This window comes from Comamonas brasiliensis (assembly GCF_018292285.1).
In the GTDB taxonomy this organism is placed as follows: domain Bacteria; phylum Pseudomonadota; class Gammaproteobacteria; order Burkholderiales; family Burkholderiaceae_C; genus Comamonas; species Comamonas brasiliensis.
Map to the genome: position 1 here is coordinate 425,987 of NZ_JAANES010000001.1, position 18,747 is coordinate 444,733.

At 62.3% G+C, this 18,747-nt stretch carries 9 protein-coding genes and 1 pseudogene; 8 read left to right on the plus strand and 2 right to left on the minus strand.

From position 1 onward, the window contains the following. Window positions 1-37 precede the first annotated feature (37 nt). The 6 genes and pseudogenes from DJFAAGMI_RS24970 to bamE all read left to right on the plus strand — a co-directional run. Window positions 38-2,764 (plus strand): annotated as a pseudogene (locus tag DJFAAGMI_RS24970) (Ig-like domain-containing protein); the annotation flags it as partial. A 50-nt stretch (window positions 2,765-2,814) separates the two neighbouring features. Continuing rightward, on the plus strand, window positions 2,815-6,444 hold the full coding sequence (locus DJFAAGMI_RS01995; RefSeq protein ID WP_211455748.1) for an Ig-like domain-containing protein: 3,630 nt from the start codon (window positions 2,815-2,817) through the stop codon (window positions 6,442-6,444). Window positions 6,445-6,660: 216 nt separating this feature from the next. Continuing rightward, window positions 6,661-8,013: a TolC family outer membrane protein gene (locus DJFAAGMI_RS02000; protein ID WP_249333701.1), complete on the plus strand. Its 1,353-nt coding sequence runs from the start codon at window positions 6,661-6,663 to the stop codon at window positions 8,011-8,013. Beyond that, complete coding sequence (locus tag DJFAAGMI_RS02005; protein ID WP_211455749.1) at window positions 8,010-10,274, plus strand: type I secretion system permease/ATPase; 2,265 nt, start codon at window positions 8,010-8,012, stop codon at window positions 10,272-10,274. Before DJFAAGMI_RS02000 ends, DJFAAGMI_RS02005 begins: the two co-directional genes overlap by 4 nt. Next, on the plus strand, window positions 10,271-11,548 hold the full coding sequence (locus DJFAAGMI_RS02010) for a beta-barrel domain-containing protein (RefSeq protein WP_419095582.1): 1,278 nt from the start codon (window positions 10,271-10,273) through the stop codon (window positions 11,546-11,548). The genes DJFAAGMI_RS02005 and DJFAAGMI_RS02010 overlap by 4 nt, the downstream gene beginning before the upstream one ends. Before the next feature lie 42 nt (window positions 11,549-11,590). Next, window positions 11,591-12,028, plus strand: coding sequence for an outer membrane protein assembly factor BamE domain-containing protein (gene bamE / locus DJFAAGMI_RS02015; protein ID WP_211455750.1), 438 nt, complete (start codon window positions 11,591-11,593; stop codon window positions 12,026-12,028). 320 nt (window positions 12,029-12,348) lie between these two features. Here bamE and DJFAAGMI_RS02020 read toward each other — a convergent pair whose 3' ends face one another. Then, window positions 12,349-13,287 carry a LysR family transcriptional regulator gene (locus DJFAAGMI_RS02020; protein ID WP_211455751.1) on the minus strand — a complete coding sequence of 313 codons (939 nt, stop codon included), beginning with the start codon at window positions 13,285-13,287 and terminating at the stop codon, window positions 12,349-12,351. A gap of 150 nt (window positions 13,288-13,437) precedes the next feature. Between DJFAAGMI_RS02020 and DJFAAGMI_RS02025 the strand changes: the two genes are divergently transcribed. Then, window positions 13,438-13,902 carry a (2Fe-2S)-binding protein gene (locus DJFAAGMI_RS02025; protein WP_043007590.1) on the plus strand — a complete coding sequence of 155 codons (465 nt, stop codon included), beginning with the start codon at window positions 13,438-13,440 and terminating at the stop codon, window positions 13,900-13,902. A 19-nt stretch (window positions 13,903-13,921) separates the two neighbouring features. Next, a complete protein-coding gene (locus tag DJFAAGMI_RS02030) occupies window positions 13,922-16,171 on the plus strand; it encodes a xanthine dehydrogenase family protein molybdopterin-binding subunit (RefSeq protein WP_211455752.1) in 2,250 nt (749 codons plus the stop codon). Window positions 16,172-16,194: 23 nt separating this feature from the next. On the opposite strand, the gene DJFAAGMI_RS02035 is transcribed toward DJFAAGMI_RS02030, so the two are convergent. Then, a complete protein-coding gene (locus DJFAAGMI_RS02035; protein ID WP_211455753.1) occupies window positions 16,195-18,570 on the minus strand; it encodes a DNA polymerase II in 2,376 nt (791 codons plus the stop codon). Window positions 18,571-18,747 lie beyond the last annotated feature (177 nt).

Consider the following 18,747-nt stretch of genomic DNA (forward strand, 5'->3'; position numbering starts at 1 on the left):
CNCCACGACCGGCTTTGAGAAGTCCGTCACCATTGATGTGCTGGGCAACGACCTGTTTGAAGGACAGAACCAGCACATCACCCACGTCAATGGCATCTCCATCGCCGAAGGCGGCACCGTGGCCGTGGCCGACGGCAGCGTCAAGCTGGTGGGCGGCAAGCTGGTGTTCACACCGGCCGACGGCTTCAGCGGCGATGCCAGCTTCAGCTACACGGCGCAGACCGATGGCGGCACGCCCGAGCAGGCCAATGTCACGGTGACCGTGGCAGCCAACCAACTGCCTGAACCCACCGATCCCAACCAAGGGCTCAACCCCGGCGACCCTGACTACATCCCCGGCCAGACGTTCACGCCTGGCGGCGGCTACACCGTCACCGTGGGCGAGGACACACCGTTCAACGGCAAGATCACGGGCGAGGACAAGGATGGTGACCCGCTGACCTATGACTTGGGCACTCCGCCCGCTCACGGAACGGTGGTCGTGACGCCGGACGGAAAGTACACCTACACCCCGAACAAGGACTGGAGCGGACCGGGTACGGACAGCTTCGAAGTGATCGTGGACGACGGCAAGGGCGGCAAGACCACGACCACGGTCACGGTCAACGTCACGCCCGAGCAGGATGCGTTTGACGATGCTGCCACGACCGGCTTTGAGAAGTCCGTCACCATCGATGTGCTGGGCAACGACCTGTTTGAAGGACAGAACCAGCACGTCACCCACGTCAACGGCACAGCCATCGCCGAAGGCGGCACTGTGGCCGTGGCCGACGGCAGCGTCAAGCTGGTGGGTGGCCAACTGGTGTTCACGCCAGCGGGCGGCTTCAGCGGCGATGCCAGCTTCAGCTACACGGCGCAGACCGATGGCGGCACGCCCGAGCAGGCCAACGTCACCGTGACCGTGGCAGCCAACCAGCTGCCCGAACCCACCGATCCCAACGAAGGACTCAACCCCGGCGATCCTGACTATGTCCCTGGCCAGAACTTCGATCCGGCCACGGGCCAGTACACCGTCGCCGGCAACGAAGACCAGGCCAGCATCAACGGCAAGGTTACGGGCACCGACGCCGATGGCAACGCCATCACCTATACCAAGAAGAGTGATCCCGGCCATGGCAGCGTGACGGTGAGCCCGGACGGCAGCTATAGCTACACGCCCAACAAGGACTGGAGCGGCTCGGACAGCTTCACCATCGAACTCGATGACGGCAAGGGCGGCAAGACCACGACTACGGTCACGGTCAACGTCACGCCCGAGCAGGATGCGTTCGACGATGCTGCCACGACCGGCTTTGAGAAGTCCGTCACCATCGATGTGCTGGGCAACGACCTGTTTGAAGGACAGAACCAGCACATCACCCACGTCAACGGCACCGCCATCGCCGACGGCGGCACCGTGGTCGTGGCCGACGGCAGCGTCAAGCTGGTGGGTGGCCAACTGGTGTTCACGCCAGCGGGCGGCTTCAGCGGCGATGCCAGCTTCAGCTACACGGCGCAGACCGATGGCGGCACGCCCGAGACGGCCAACGTCACCGTGACCGTGGCGGCCAATCAGTTGCCCGAACCCACCGATCCCAACCAAGGGCTCAACCCCGGCGACCCTGACTATGTCCCCGGCCAGAGCTTCGATTCGGCCACGGGCCAGTACACCGTCACCGGCAACGAAGACCAGGCCAGCATCAACGGCAAGGTCACGGGCACCGACGCCGATGGCAACACCATCACCTATACCAAGAAGAGCGATCCCGGCCATGGCAGCGTGACGGTGAACCCGGACGGCAGCTACAGCTACACGCCCAACAAGGACTGGAGCGGCTCGGACAGCTTCACCATCGAACTCGATGACGGCAAGGGCGGCAAGACCAGCACCACGGTCACGGTCAACGTCACGCCCGAGCAGGATGCGTTTGACGACACGGCGAGCACGGGTTTTGAGAAGACTGTGACCATTGACGTGCTGGGCAACGACCTGTTTGAAGGACAGAACCAGCACATCACCCACGTCAACGGCACGGCCATCGCCGAAGGCGGCACCGTGGCCGTGGCCGACGGCAGCGTCAAGCTGGTGGGCGGCAAGCTGGTGTTCACACCGGCCGATGGCTTCGACGGCGATGCCAGCTTCAGCTACACGGCGCAGACCGATGGCGGCACGGCCGAGACTGCGCAGGTGACGGTCACGGTAGCGGCCAACCAGCTGCCCGAGCCGACCGACCCCAACGAAGGCCTGGACCCCAGCGATCCGGACTACATCCCCGGCCAGACGTTCACGCCTGGCGGCGGCTACACCGTCACCGTGGGCGAGGACACACCGTTCAACGGCAAGATCACGGGCGAGGACAAGGACGGTGACCCGCTGACCTATGAATTGGGCACTCCGCCCGCTCACGGAACGGTGGTCGTGACGCCGGACGGCAAGTACACCTACATCCCGAACAAGGACTGGAGCGGACCGGGTACGGACAGCTTCGAAGTGATCGTGGATGACGGCAAGGGCGGCAAGACCAGCACCACGGTGACCGTCAACGTCACGCCCGAGCAGGACGCGTTCGACGATGCTGCCACGACCGGCTTTGAGAAGTCCGTCACCATTGATGTGCTGGGCAACGACCTGTTTGAAGGACAGAACCAGCACATCACCCACGTCAATGGCATCTCCATCGCCGAAGGCGGCACCGTGGCCGTGGCCGACGGCAGCGTCAAGCTGGTGGGCGGCAAGCTGGTGTTCACACCGGCCGACGGCTTCAGCGGCGATGCCAGCTTCAGCTACACGGCGCAGACNCCACGACCGGCTTTGAGAAGTCCGTCACCATTGATGTGCTGGGCAACGACCTGTTTGAAGGACAGAACCAGCACATCACCCACGTCAATGGCATCTCCATCGCCGAAGGCGGCACCGTGGCCGTGGCCGACGGCAGCGTCAAGCTGGTGGGCGGCAAGCTGGTGTTCACACCGGCCGACGGCTTCAGCGGCGATGCCAGCTTCAGCTACACGGCGCAGACCGATGGCGGCACGCCCGAGCAGGCCAATGTCACGGTGACCGTGGCAGCCAACCAACTGCCTGAACCCACCGATCCCAACGAAGGGCTCAACCCCGGCGACCCGGACTATGTCCCCGGCCAGAGCTTCGATCCGGCCACGGGCCAGTACACCGTCACTGGCAACGAAGACCAGGCCGGCATCAACGGCAAGGTCACGGGCACCGACGCCGATGGCAACACCATCACCTATACCAAGAAGAGCGATCCCGGCCATGGCAGCGTGACGGTGAACCCGGACGGCAGCTACAGCTACACGCCCAACAAGGACTGGAGCGGCTCGGACAGCTTCACCATCGAACTCGATGACGGCAAGGGCGGCAAGACCACGACCACGGTGACGGTCAACGTCACGCCCGAGCAGGATGCGTTCGACGACACGGCGAGCACGGGTTTTGAGAAGACCGTGACCATTGACGTGCTGGGCAACGACCTGTTTGAAGGACAGAACCAGCACGTCACCCACGTCAACGGCACAGCCATCGCCGAAGGCGGCACTGTGGCCGTGGCCGACGGCAGCGTCAAGCTGGTGGGTGGCCAACTGGTGTTCACTCCTGCGGACGGCTTCAACGGCGATGCCAGCTTCAGCTACACGGCGCAGACCGATGGCGGCACGCCCGAGCAGGCCAACGTCACCGTGACCGTGGCGGCCAACCAACTGCCCGAACCCACCGATCCCAACGAAGGGCTCAACCCCGGCGATCCTGACTATGTCCCTGGCCAGAACTTCGATCCGGCCACGGGCCAGTACACCGTCACCGGCACCGAAGACCAGGCCAGCATCAACGGCAAGGTCACGGGCACCGACGCCGATGGCAACGCCATCACCTACACCAAGAAGAGCGATCCCGGCCATGGCAGCGTGACGGTGAACCCGGACGGCAGCTACAGCTACACGCCCAACAAGGACTGGAGCGGCTCGGACAGCTTCACCATCGAACTCGATGACGGCAAGGGCGGCAAGACCAGCACCACGGTGACCGTCAATGTCACGCCCGAGCAGGATGCGTTCGACGATGCTGCCACGACCGGCTTTGAGAAGTCCGTCACCATCGATGTGCTGGGCAACGACCTGTTTGAAGGACAGAACCAGCACATCACCCACGTCAACGGCACCGCCATCGCCGAAGGCGGCACCGTGGCCGTGGCCGACGGCAGCGTCAAGCTGGTGGGCGGCCAACTGGTGTTCACGCCAGCCGACGGCTTCAGCGGCGATGCCAGCTTCAGCTACACGGCGCAGACCGATGGCGGCACGCCCGAGACGGCTGATGTCACCGTGACGGTGAGCCAGCCGCCAGTGTTTGTCGATCCAGGCGATCCGGGCGAACCGCCCGTGACGAACTATAGCTTCGAGTACGACGAGAACAGCGCTGCCGGCCAATTGCTGGGCCAGGTGAAGGCTACCGATGCCGACAGCACATCGGTGAGCTACAGCATCGATCCGGACAGCGACCCCAATGGCTGGTATGCGATTGATGCGACGACTGGTGAGATCACGTTGACAGCGGCTGGAGCAGCGTCTCAAGCCAATGACTTCGAGCAAGGCAGCAATAGCCAGACGATCACGGTGGTGGCGACCGATAACGAGGGCGGAAAGACCGAAGTCACTGTCACGCTCAGGGAAAAGGACCTGAACGACAACGCCCCGGTGTTGGTGATTGAGCCCGAAGACAAGGTATTGCATGTTGCGGAGGAGGCGCTGGTCGGAGGCATCAAGGATGACCCGAGCAGCACAACCACCGCCGCGGGCAAGATCACCTTTACCGATGCGGACAAGACTCCAGACATCAACACCTTCTCGCTGGAGATTGAGGGCCCAGCGGACGGCAGCATCACTTCGGGCGGTGTGGCGGTGACTTGGAGCTGGGATGCCAGCTCCAGCACGCTGACCGGCATGGCTGGTGCCAAGGAGGTCATGACCGTCAAGGTCGGAGCCCTGACCGAGGTTGGCGGCAAGTACGAGGCAAGCTACACGGTCACCCTCAAAGGCCCTGTGGACCATGCGACGGGCAGCGGTGAAAACAAGCTGGATCTGGATTTCAAAGCCATTGTTCACGATGGCAAGCAGGACAGCGAGATCGGGTTCACTGTGGAGGTCAAGGACGATGTGCCGGCACTCAGCGATGACGCCGAGTTGGCGATCAACCTGGCCAAGCTGCAGACCAATGTGATGATCGTGCTTGACCTGTCGGGCAGCATGAACTTCGTGGGCAGCGGCAGTACACAGCTTCCCAATGATCCGAACAACCGCCTGAATCTGGCCAAGAAGGCGCTTGAAGATCTGATCAAAAAGTACGACGAGTACGGCGATGTGGCGGTCAAGCTGGTGACTTTCAGCACGGGAGGCAATGCCAGGGCCAACTGGATGAGTGCCTCGGATGCTATTTCGGCCATCAAGGCTTTGCAGGCCACTGGCGGCACGAGCTACAAGGCGGCCCTTGATGCGGTGATGGGGAGCAATGGCTTTAGCGACAATGTGGGCAAGCTGACCGGGGAGGGGGTGCAGAACGTCTCCTACTTCGTCACCGATGGTGTACCTACGAACGGTCCGGTGACTGCAACTCAGCAGACAGCCTGGGAGGCCTTTGTGACACAGCACCACATCAATTCCGTGGGTGTGGGCTTCGGCGGTATCCAGGCGGGCGATGTCCCGAATATCGATCCTATCGCCTACAACGGTGCGGCGGGATCGGAGAACGCAGTGGTTCTGGCCACTTCGGCGGCAGAGCTGAACTCCACGCTGCAGAACCTGATCCAGCTGCCCAGGCAGGAGGGCTCGCTGCGCGGCGAGCTCGACAGCACCGTGGAAGGCTTTGGTGCCGACGGCGGTTTTGTCAATGTGCTGGAGGTCGACGGCGTCACCTACACCTATCTGCCCGGGCAGGCTCTGCAGGTGACGGGCAACCCGGCCTCGGGAACCTACACCTATGACGCAGCCAAGCACATCATCACCATCAAGACAGCCGCAGGTGGCTCGTTGACTGTGGAGTTCGATACGGCCAAGTTCATCTATGAAGGCAAGGCGCTGGCTTCCTACTGGGATCGCTTTGGCTACACCATCCAGGACGGAGATGGCGACCAGGCATCGACTGTCAAGGATGTGAAGGTGGTCTACGACGGTGGCGATCCCGGCCCCAAGCCTGCGTATGCGTCGCCGTTGATGGCCATGAGCCTGGACCTGGAGCATCTCGATGCCCTGCATACAGATGCGGACGAGCCTGCTGCGACGCTGCCTGCGCTGCACGATGTGCTGCAGTCCAAGGACGAGGCTGCAGCTGAGATCGGTGGCCTGGACTCGGCGCAAGCTCCTTCAGCCGCAATTGCCCCTGTAGCTGTATCACAGGACCTTGCTTTGTATATGCCAGCTCCTTTGCCAGAGGAAGAGCTGCACCAGCCGGTGCATGTTTGATGGCTTATCAAACTTGATAGCTGCCAGCGCATGAGGTACGGAGTTTTTAGCATCAAAAATGCTTGAAACGCCGTACTGAATGCGCAGTCAGCTATGTAAGCAAGAGCAAACAAGAAAAACAAACAAGCTGTGTCGCAGGCTGGATGCCGCGACGCGGAACGGTGATCGCGCCATGGTGCCGCGATGCCAAGCTGAGAAATAGCGATAGCGATGGATATGTCGATCAAGTCCAAACTCCCTCTGGTTTTCATGCAGCAGGTTGCCGCAGCGGTCGCGCTGGCTTGTGCAGCGGGGTGGGCCAATGCTGCTGCTGCGGGCCAAGACATGGATATGCGTGCAGCGGTGCAGGCGGCTGTGGCATGGCACCCTGCCGTGCGTACGGCGCAGGGGCAATTGCAGGGAGCGGATGAGGGCTTGGCTTCGGCCCGCGCGGGCTATTACCCGCAGGTCAAGGGCGGGGTGGGTGCACAGGTAAACAATCGCGATGTCTACCCCTATACCTCGCGGCGCGTGTATGACGCCAGCGTTTCGGTGTCGCAGATGCTGTATGACTTCGGCAAGGTGGACAGCGCAGTGAAGCAGGCCGAGGCGGGTATCGAGGTTGCTCAGGCGCAGCTGTATCTGTCCACCGACGATGTGGCGCGCGAGGCCGCGCAAGCCTGGGTGGAGCTGCGCCGCCAGCAGGCCATGGTTGCGATTGCGAAAAGTCAGCTGGAGGGTGTGGGTGTGCTGGCGGAGCTGGCACGGGAGCGTCAGGTCAAAGGTGCCAGCACCCGTTCGGACTTTATGCAGGCGCAGTCGCGCATGGATGGTGCACGCGGCCAGCTGATCAATTACGAAGCGCAGGCGCGCCGCTGGCAGGCGCGGCTGATGACTCTGACCGGATTGCAGGCGCCACCCGCCGTGAGTGCAGGAAATAGCGGTATGCCGGATGCCCTGCCCCGGGCCTGCACTGCTGCGCAGGTGGTGCCCACGGCGGCGGTGCGCCGAGCCCAGGGCCAGCGGACGCTGGCCCTGGCCGAGTTGAAGGCCGCTGACGCACAACTGATGCCTACGCTCTCGGTGGATGGCTCAGCCTCGCGCGGGCTTACCGCTGCCTCGCGCCCGGCTGGCTACCCTGATCTGGATATGCGCGTGATGTTCAATGTATCGGCACCGCTGTTCGAGGGCGGGCGCAACCAGGCCCGTCAGCGCGCAGCAGGGCACGCGCTGGAGGCCGCAGACGCGGCGGTGGCCAACGCCGAGCTCCAGGCTCGGCAGTCGCTGCGTGATGCACAGGACCAGAGCCTGGGCTTACGGGAGCGTCAGCCGGTGGTGGACGAGCGTATCTCCAGCATCCGCATCACGCGTGATCTGTACCGTGAGCAATACCTGCAATTGGGCACACGCTCGCTGCTGGATCTGCTCAATGCCGAGCAGGAATACCACGGCGCACGTTTCGAGCAGGTGGACAACGCCCATGACCTGCAGAGGCTGGCTGTGGAGTGCTGGTACCAGAGCGGACGGTTGGCGGATGAGTTTTCGCTCGATACCCGGTTCCGGGATGCGAGCCAAGGAGTGATGCGATGAACGGGTCGATGAATCAGGGTCATCGGAGGCCGGCTGGTGCCGGGCCGCAGTCGCTACTCATGCAGGGATGGCTGGAAGCGATACTGGCAGCGGCCGCGCATTATCAGATCGACACCTCGCGTGAACGCCTGTGTGTGGATGCGGCCTGGGCGGCTGATGGCGAGCTGTCGGCCGAGGACCTACGTCAATGCATACGTCAGATGGCCAGGCAGGCGGGCTTGACAGTGACCGAGGTGGCTCCAGACCTGCAGCGGCTCACGGCCTGGCGCCTGCCCCTGGTCCTGCAACTGCGCGGTGGGCAGGTGGCTGTCGTCACGGCGCTGGCCGAAGACGGCCTGCGCCTGCTGCTGAGCGGCGACGAGGGTGGTGAGAGCACGTACACGCCGGCCGAGTTGCAGTCCGAGGTGGAGGTGATGGCGGTGCTGCGTCCGCTGCAGTCTGCCCCCGATTCGCGCGTGGACGGCTACCTGCGCCCGGTGGAGAGTCATTGGTTGCGCGACATCGTGTTTGCCGACCTGAGACCCTACGGCCACATTCTGCTGGCCTCGTTCATCACCAATCTGATGGCCCTGGGCGGCATTCTGTTCTCCATGCAGGTTTATGACCGCGTGGTTCCGTCCCAGTCCGAGCCTACGCTGTACGTGCTGTTCGGCGGAGTCTTGCTGTCCATCGCATTTGCCTGGGCCATGCGCTCGGCGCGAATGCACATTACCGACATGCTGGGAAAACGGGCAGATTTGCGTATATCGGATCGAGTCTTCGGACACGCGCTAAGAGTGAAGAGCAGCGCCCGCCCACGTGCCACGGGCACTTTCGTGGCGCAGATCCGTGAGCTGGAGCCAGTGCGCGAGATGCTGACCTCCACCACGGCCGCTGCAGTGGCCGATCTGCCTTTCTTTCTGCTGTTCTGCTTCATCTTCTGGATGATCGCAGGCGCATTGGTCTGGGTGCCATTGGCAGCTTTTGTCCTGCTGCTGGCGCCCAGCCTGTTGGCGCAAAAGCGCCTGCGCAAGCTGGCCCAGGCCAGCATGCGCGAATCGGCGCTGCGCAACGCGATGCTGGTGGAGACCGTGCAGGGCATTGAGGACATCAAGCTGCTGCAGGCCGAGCCGCGCTTTCAGAATCAGTGGAACCACTTCAACGCAGTGAACGCCGAGGCAGGTCTGAAGCTGCGAGCGCTTCTGCATGGTCTGAGCAACTGGATGCAGACGGTGCAGGGCAGCGCTTTTGCTTTTGTGGTGTTCTTTGGCGCACCCCAGGTGATGCGCGGCGAGATGAGCACCGGCGTGCTGGTCGCATCCTCCATCCTGGTCAGTCGCATGCTGGCTCCCTTGTCCAGCGTGACCGGCGTGCTCAACCGCTGGCAGCAGGCCAAGATGGCCAGTGACGGGCTGGATCAACTCATGCGCCTGCCGGTGGATCACGCCGAGGATGGCAGCCGTATCCACCGCCCCGTCATTGAGGGGCGCTACGATTTCAGCGAAGCCGTGTTCAGCTATGACGGCAAGACTCCCGCGCTTCAGGTCAAGCAGCTGCAGATTGCGGCCGGTGAGCGCATCGCCATCCTGGGGCGCAACGGTGCGGGCAAGTCGACGCTGCTGCAGGCTCTGTCGGGTCTGATTGAGCCGATGGCCGGACGGGTGCTGCTGGACAGCGTGGCCTTGGCCCACATTGACCCCGCCGACCTGCGCCGTGACGTGAGCTTGCTGACCCAGAATGCGCGTCTGTTTTATGGTTCCTTGCGTGAGAACCTGCTGCTGGGCGCGCCCCATGCCAGCGATGGGGAATTGATGACCGCGTTGCTGGATGCAGGCGCCTGGTCCTTTGTACAGACCTTGCCCACTGGCCTGGATCACATGGTGATGGAGGGGGGCTTGGGCCTATCGGGAGGACAGCGCCAGAGCCTGTTGCTGGCACGCCTGCTGTTGCGTCAGCCGCGGGTGCTGTTGCTGGATGAACCTACGGCGGCGCTGGACGATGTGGCCGAGCGCGATGTGATCGCGCGGTTGCGCAAGCTTGCGCCGGGGCGCACCCTGGTTGTGGCCACGCACCGGCCCGCTGTGCTGCAGGTGGTGGACAAGATCATCGTGGTGGATAAAGGCCAGGTGGTGCTGCAGGGCGCGCGAGATGAGGTTCTCAAGCGCCTGAATGGCGCAGCCCAGCCGGCAGCCCAGAGTGTTCGCGTCGTGCAGAGCGCACGCATGAAGGTGGCCGTGCAGCCGCAGACAAGGCTGTCCTCTGTGGAGGAGGTGCAGGAATGACACAGACCAGCAAATCCGTCGGGGCATTCCCGACAGCCACCGAAGCTGCGCCAGCGCGCACGTCATCACCCGAGCTTTCGGGCGCTCCTGCGCGTCTGCGTGGCGCCATGCCGGCCATAGGCGACTTTGACGAGGTGCGCGCAAGCCGCTCGGACCGTGTGGTGTGGTGGGTCACGGCCTTCGTGCTGGCCTTTCTGGCCTGGGCCTGGTTCTTCGAGATCGACGAGGTGTCCAACGGCGGCGGCAAGGTGATTCCATCTTCGCGTGAGCAGCGCATCCAGTCTCTGGAGGGCGGCATTCTGGCCGAGCTTCTGGTGCGAGAGGGAGACATCGTGGAAAAGGGCCAGGTGCTGGCCAAGCTGGAGCCTACACGCGGTGAATCCAGCGTGGAGGAAACGGCGGCCCGCTACCGAGCCGCCCTGGCTGCCAGCGTACGCCTGCGTGCCGAGGTCGAGGGCCGCGACAGCCTGCAGTTTCCGCAGGAGCTGCAGGCCCATGAGCAGCTCAAAGCGTCGGAGAGCGCACTGTTCCGTTCGCGCCGTGCGGCGCTGAACGACACCGTGGGAGGCCTGAGTCAGGCACTGGCGTTGGTGCGCAAGGAGCTGGGCATCACCCAGTCGCTGCAGGCCAGCGGTGCGGCCAGCAGCGTTGAGCTCATCCGCTTGCAACGCCAGGGAGCGGAGCTGGAGCTGAAGATTGCCGAGGCGCGCTCCGGCTATATGGTGCGCAGCCGCGAGGAGTTGGCCAAGGCGGATGCAGAGGCGAAGTCTCTGTCCTCGGTGGTGCGCGGGCGCGCGGATTCGCTGGAGCGCCTGACACTGCAGTCGCCCGTGCGGGGCGTGGTCAAGAGCCTGCAGGTCACGACCATTGGTGGCGTGGTGCCTCCCAACGGTCTGCTGATGGCGTTGGTTCCCCTGGATGACCAGTTGCTGGTGGAGGCTCATATCTCGCCGCGCGATATCGCCTTCATTCGTCCCGGGCAGGAGGCGTTGGTCAAGGTCACCGCATACGACTATGCGGTCTATGGCGGCCTCAAAGGGCAGGTGGTGACGATTGCACCGGACACCCAGCGTGACGAGGTCAAGCCCGAAATCGTCTATTACCCGGTCCTGGTGCGCACCGACTCGGACGTTCTGGTGAACAAGGCCGGCCAGCGCATGCCGATTGTGCCGGGCATGGTGGCCGCTACCGATATCCGCACGGGCCGAAAAACCGTCTGGGACTATTTGACCAAGCCGCTGAACAAGGCGCGCGAGGCCTTGCGCGAGCGCTGAAGCCCCGCAATGCGGGTTTCTATTTTGATGAAAGAGGATGCCATGAGCATGATTGAATCTACCTTCCGCCTTTCCACTCTGGTGCTGGCAGCAGCTTGCATCGCCTTGCCTGCAGCGGCGCGTGGCAACCCGGAGGATGCTGTCAGCAATCCCGAGAAGCTGCAGTATTCCGACGTCAAGGTGGGGTACGCAGACATGAAGACGGACTTTGCCCGCGATGGCGTGCTGGCTGAGCAGTTGGGCGGCATCCGCTCTATTCAGCCCGGAATGGCTCAGGAGAAGGTGCTGCAGACGCTGGGAGAGCCCTTGGCGCGAACTGCCGGATCCAGGGGGCAGGAGTGGGACTACAACTTCAAGCTGCGTCAACCGCAATCCGGCAATCTGCTGGTGTGCCAGTACAAGGTCGTGTTCGACGAGGTCAAGGAGGTGCGCGAGTCTGTCTGGCGTCGCCGACAGTGCCAGCAATTGGCGCAGCGCTGAGGCGCTGCTGGAGCTTATCCATCTCGGCTGGCACTTGCGCAACGGCTGTTCGACAGGTGGGCATACGCTCAGGCATTCGATCCGTACAACGCTCCATCGGGCCAGGCCTGCAGGAGTGGAGTGTCTTCTTGCTTGAAAGACGTCATGAGCGATGGGCGCATGACCGTTGGCAACGTTTGCACGTGAATCGCGTTTTGCTGGTTGCCAAGCATCAGCCGGCGCAGCGTTGTTTCAGTCCTGTGAGGATTGGCTGCGCTGGCTCGGCACGTCGCAGAAGGCAGGTGGCCACGGTTCTGGCAACCCACAGAAGCAGGATGAAGTCAGGGGCGCCATTTCCCATCCGCTGCATTGGAAAAGCCGTTTCGCTGCACATGGCGGACCAGAAAATCAAGAAATATCCGGGTCTTGAGAGGCAGGTGCGTGCGGTGCGGGTAATAGGCATAAAAGCCCGGGAAGCTTGCCCAATAGGGCTTCAGCACCTCAACCAGCTGGCCGGCATGGAAGGCGCCGCTCATGGAGTCGCGCCAGCCGGTAATCAGACCGACGCCGTCAAGGGCCGCGCGCATGGCCGTCTCGCCATGGTTGACGGTCAGCGGTCCGCTCACGGCGCGTTCGCACAGTTTGCCGTCGATATTGAATTCCCATTTGTAGACGGCGCCGCTGCTGCTCATGCGGTAGTTGATGCATTGATGATGCTCCAACTCATCAGGGTGTTGCGGAACGCCATGTGCCTGGAGGTAGGCAGGAGATGCGCCAAAGCTCATGGTCAGGTCCTGAGTGAGCGGCATGGCCACCATATCGCCTTCCAGCGATTCGCCATTGCGTATGCCGATGTCGAAGCCTTCGCGCACGATGTCCACAAAGCCATCGTCATAGACCAGCTCGACATGAATGTGCGGATGGTGTGCAAAGAATTCTGCGAGCATGGGTTCGACCAGCACCTTGCCTGCAGGGTGAGATATGGTAAGGCGCAAGGTGCCGCCTTCTACGCCGGCCTGGAGTTGAAGATCCTCGGTCGCCTCGCGCAAGTTGGCGAGAGCCGGTGAGATGCGCTCCAGATAGATTCTTCCTGCCTCCGTCAGATTGACGCTGCGCGTTGTCCGATCGAACAAGCGCACATCCAGACGGGTTTCCAGCTTTTTGATGGTTTGGGACAGTGCGGCGGGCGTGACTCCCATGGCATGGGCTGCATAGGTCAGGCTGCGATGCTGGGCCACCTGCTCAAAGGCTGCCAGATAGGCAAGTATTTCGGGCTTCATGCCGTCTATTTTTAAGTAAAGCTTAATAACATAGATAGATTGCTTGGCTTTTTCTTTTGCATTGCCTGTCGCACACTGCCTCTGCTTCGCGTGACTCCCCCAAGCTCGCGCGGTAGTTCCCGTGTTGAAAAGCAAGAAAGAAAGCACCCCATGCCCGTCAAATTCACTCTCAACGGCAAGCCCGTATCGGCCGATGTGGATCCTTCAACGCCCATCCTCTGGACCTTGCGCGACACGCTGGGCATGACCGGGACCAAGTTTGGTTGCGGCATGGCCATGTGCGGCGCTTGCACCGTACATCTGAACGGCCAGGCCATACGATCGTGCATCACGCCCGTCTCGGCGGCTCAGGGGCAGAAGATCACCACCATCGAAGCGCAGGCCGCAGACAAGGTGGGCAAGGCTGTCGAGGATGCATGGGTGCGTCACGACGTGGCTCAATGCGGCTATTGCCAAAGTGGGCAGATCATGAGTGCCACCGCGCTGCTCCACAGCAATCGCCGACCCAGCGATGCTGATATCGATGCTGCCATGGCGGGCAATATCTGCCGCTGCGGAACCTATGCACGCATCCGTGCAGCCATCCACGATGCGGCCAAAGACCTGTCGGCCTGAAGAAGAAGGAGTACATCCCATGCCTATTCCTCAGCATTTTTTTGCAGATCTGCCCAAAGGTCTGCGTGCGCTCGCAGCTGACACGCTGGATGCCGGCTCGAAGCTCGAGCGACGCGAGTTTCTCAAGCTGGCGACGGCCTCTGGTTTTGCGTTGGGCATATTCCCCGCCGCTGCACCGGCCCAGACGAGGAGCGACGAGCAGGTTGCAGTCAGCGCGCTCAAGCCCATCCAGCAGCCCTCGGCTTTCGTGAAGATCGGTCGTGATGGTGTGGTGACGATCACGATCAACCGCCTGGAATTTGGCCAGGGCGTGCAAACCGGCCTGCCCATGGTGCTGGCTGAAGAGCTGGACGCCGATTGGTCCAAGGTGCAGGGCGTGCACGGCAATGCCGATCCCGCCTATGTGGACCCCGTCATGGGAATGCACTTGACGGGCGGCTCCACCGCCATCAAGAACTCCTATGTCCAGTACCGGGAGCTGGGTGCGCGCACCCGCGCCATGCTGTTGGCTACGGCTGCCAGACGTTGGGGCGTGGACCCACAGTCCTTGCGCACGCAGGCAGGGCAGGTGATCGGTCCCAAGGGCAAAAAGCTGGGTTACGGCGAGCTGGCCGATGAAGCCATGAAGATGCCGGTCCCGCAGCAGGTGGAGCTCAAGGACACCAAGGACTTTCGCATCATCGGCCGGGCCACGGGACGGCTCGATGCACGCGCCAAGTCCAGCGGCAGGCAGTCCTACGGCATCGACATGCATCTGCCTGGAATGCTGACTGCGGTGGTGGCGCATCCGCCAGTGTATGGCAGCAAGATCCAGTCGGTGGACGATGCGGCCGCCAAGGCCATCAAGGGCGTGCGCGCGGTACTGCGTGTGCCCAGCGTGTGGGGCGGCGAGCTGGTCGCGGTGCTGGCCGATGGCTATTGGCCTGCCAAGCAAGGACGTGATGCCTTGAAGGTCCAGTGGGACAGCAGCGCTGTAGGCAAAGTCGATTCGGTGCAGCAATTGGCCCAGTATCGTGAACTTGCCAAGCGGAAGTTTGATGCCGATGTTTCGGCGCTGGGCGATGCGGCGCACAAAATCAGCGCCGAATATGTGTTTCCCTATCTTGCCCACACTCCGATGGAGCCGCTGAACTGCACGGTACGTGTAACAGGAGCCGGAAAGGACGCCAGGGTCGAGCTTTGGCTGGGTACGCAGGCTCCGGGCTGGGAAGTGGCAACGGCTGCGCGCGTGCTCGGCGTGGCACCGCAGAATGTCCGCGTCAATGTGCAGATGGCGGGCGGTGGCTTCGGACGCCGTGCCAATCCGCGCAGCGACTATGTGGCAGAAGCCTGCGAGATTGCCAAGGCCGCCAGAGCCTCGGGTATCGACGCCCCGGTGCGCATGATCTGGAGCCGCGAGGACGATGTCAAGGGAGGCTATTACAGGCCCATGCATGTGCATCGCGCCGAGATAGGCTTTGACGAGAAGGGGCGGGTGCTTGCCTGGGACCATGTGATCGTGGGCCAGTCGCTTGCCAAGGGCACTGCGTTTGAAGGTTTCATGCTCAAGAACGGCGTGGATACCACCACGGTTGAAGGCATGAAGGAGCCCTATGACCTGCCGATGCGACTGTCGGTATATCATCCCGAACTCAATGCGCCGGTACTCTGGTGGCGTAGCGTGGGATCTACCCACACTGCCTATGTGATGGAGACCTTGATTGACGAGATTGCCCGGGCGGTCAAACAAGATCCTGTCGCGTATAGGCTAGAGCAGTTTGGCGACCGCCATCCGCGCCACAAGGCTGCACTGCAGCTGGCGGTGGAAAAGTCGGGCTACGGAAAGCGGCAGCTGGCCGAGGGCAGGGCCTGGGGCGTGGCCGTGCATCAGTCTTTCGACTCGGTGGTCGCCTATGTGGTGGAGGCATCCGTGACTGAGGGCGCTCCCAAGCTGCATGCAGTCACCGCAGGCGTGCACTGCAATCTGGCGGTCAACCCGCGCAGTGTGGAGGCTCAGGTGCAAGGCGGAGCCTTGATGGGCCTTGGCATGTGCTTGCCCGGCGCTGCGATCACATTCAAGGATGGTCAGGTGGAGCAGGGCAACTTCAATGATTACACCGTGGCCCGCTTGACGGACATGCCTGCAATCACTGTGCATATCGTGCCCAGTGCCGATGCCCCCACCGGCATGGGTGAACCAGGTGTGCCGCCGCTGGCACCGGCTTTTGCCAATGCCATCGCCAAGCTGAGCGGCCATACACCGCGCGAGCTTCCATTTCCTAAGGCCTAGGAGCGTCAAGGCAAGGGCCTGGATCACTCAAACAGCTCTCGCTGAGAGGATGTCAGGGTGGCGAAGTCCTCGCCAAGAGGGAACAGGATCGAGTCGGCGATCGGCTTGATCTGTTTCGCCAGATAGTGCTCGTAGTCGATGCCCGAGCGGCGGATTTCCAAAGGCTCGGGGCCATTCTTGGTCATGAGGTACTGGATCCAGCCGCCGTTCTGGTATTGCCGGGGCCTGCCCATGCGGTCGTTGTACTCGTCCGCGATGCGAGCGGCACGCACCTGCGGCGGCACGTTGCTCACATAGGCATCCAGGCGGTGCCGCAGGCGCTTGCGATAGATAAGCAGCTCGTCCTTCTTGCCCGCCAGCGTCGCACGGGCGTACTCGATGACGAACTCGCGGTAAGGAGCGGCCTGGAAGACGCGGGAGAGCAAGCCCTCCTGGAACTGTCTTGCCAGCGGCGTCCAGTCGCTTCGCGCCATCTCCAGGCCCCGATAGATCATCGTCTCTTTGCCGGCAAGATCGATGCTCAGGCCGGCGTAGCGCTTCTTGCTGCCAATGTCCGAGCCACGGATGGTGGGCATGAAGAACTTCTTGTAGTGCGTGTCGAACTCGATTTCGAGAAAGCTCTCCAGGTCCTGTTCCTGCCGCAAGGTTTGCGTCCACCAGGCGTTGATGTCCCTGGCCAGCTCCGCCGCGACGGCGTGTGCCTCCTCGTTGCTATGGGTGCGCTTGAGCCAGATGAAAATGGAGTCCGTGTCCCCGTAGATGACTTCGTACCCGCGTTGCTCCACCAGATCCCTCGTGAGCTTCACCATCTCATGGCCGCGCAAGGTAATGGCCGAAATCAGCTTGGGATTGAAGAACCGGCACTCGGAAGCTCCCAGTACTCCGGCGAACGAATTCATCACCAGCTTGAGGGCCTGGGACAAGGGTTCGTTCTTGGCTCGTTTGGCTTCGTCGCGGGCTCGCCACAGCCGGGTCACGATTTCCGGCAGGCCATGCTTCTCGCGCGAGAAGAGCGTGCCCAAGGGGCCTTTGATGAGCCCCAGGGAATCGCGGGCATGCAAGCCTTCGGTCAGGCCTACGGGATCCACGAGAAAGGTCCGAATGATTGAGGGATAGAGGCTTTTGTAGTCCAGAACCACCACGGAGTCATAGAAGCCGGGCTTGGAGTCCAGCACATAGCCTCCTGGGGACGATTTGCCCTGGACATCGCCCACATTGGGGGCCACGTAGCCCAGGCGATGCATGCGCGGCAGATAGTGGTGGCTGAAGGAGGCGATGGAGCCGCCGAAGTGATCGAGCTGCAGGCCTGTGGCGTGGGCTCGCTCCATGGCAAACTGCAGCAGCTTCGCCTTTTCGAAGATGCGCAGAACCAGCTCACAGTCGCGCAGGTTGTAGCTGGCGAGCGCAGGCTTGTCCTGCTGGTAGCGCCGCTCTATCTCTGCCATCTTGTCGTATTCGTCCCCGATCTCCTTTCCCTCACCCAGGAGTTCCTGCGAGACGTTCTCGAGGCTGAAGGAGGAAAAGCTCCAGACGGCGGCCCTGAGGGCCTCGATGCCGTCGATCACCGCCCGGCCCGGCATGGGAGCGAAAAGATAGCCTTGCTTGCCTGGGTGGGTGCGCCACGCGATGGGTGTTCGTTCCCGCCCCGGCAGCAAAGGGATCTCGCAGTCGTCTGCCGTCTTTTGCAACACGCGCAGGTCGAACTGAATGACGTTCCAGCCAACGATGACATCCGGGTCGTTGCGCGCAAACCAGTCATTGAGCTGCTTGATCATCTCCTGGCGGCTTGAGCAATACACCAGAGCAAAGTTCGTCGTCGGTTCTGGCTCGGAAGAGGGCTGCCCGAGCATGAACACCACGCGCTCAGCCATGCCGTCCAGTGCGATCGAATACAGCTCCTGGTGCTGGCTTGTCTCTATGTCCAGTGACACCACTTTGAGTGCTGGCCTGAAATCCGGTGCGGGAGCCAGCCTGCAGTCCAGCAGCGCGGCATTTGCTGTGCGACCGCCCTGCACAGTGACGCCTGCAGTGATGAAACGCTCCATCAAATAGCGTTCATGTGGCCGAACATCGGCCTCCAGAAGAGGAATGCCTTTTTGCTGGAGAGTGCGTTCAAGCCGTCGCAATTGGCGGAAGTTTCTCGCATAGATACCCAGTACCGGTTCTTGCTGAAAACTTCTCAGTGAGAGTTCCCGCAGCTCGACTCCCGGCAGGGTTGAAAGCTGTGCATCCACCGCAGCTCTGTGCCGGGTCTCGACGAAAGCCACTGAAGTCTGGGCGGTCAACAGTACCTTCAGTGGGCCGTCATCCGTCGCAAGCCAGTATTCAAACTCGGCGCCTGCCGGTGTATCCCGCCAATTGCGGGTAAGAATGAATCCCTGGCGTTCTGGAGTTGACACGAAAGATGAAGTGAGGCGAGTGTGACTGCCTTGAACCCGAGTTCAAGGCCCTGATCGGGTGCGGCTGCATGAGCTTGCCGAGCAAGTCATCTGCTTTGCGGAGGCACCGGCGAAATGATACTCAGCAATCAGCGGCAGGTCTCACAACAGAGCTGCTTGGGCAACTGCAATTCGGCC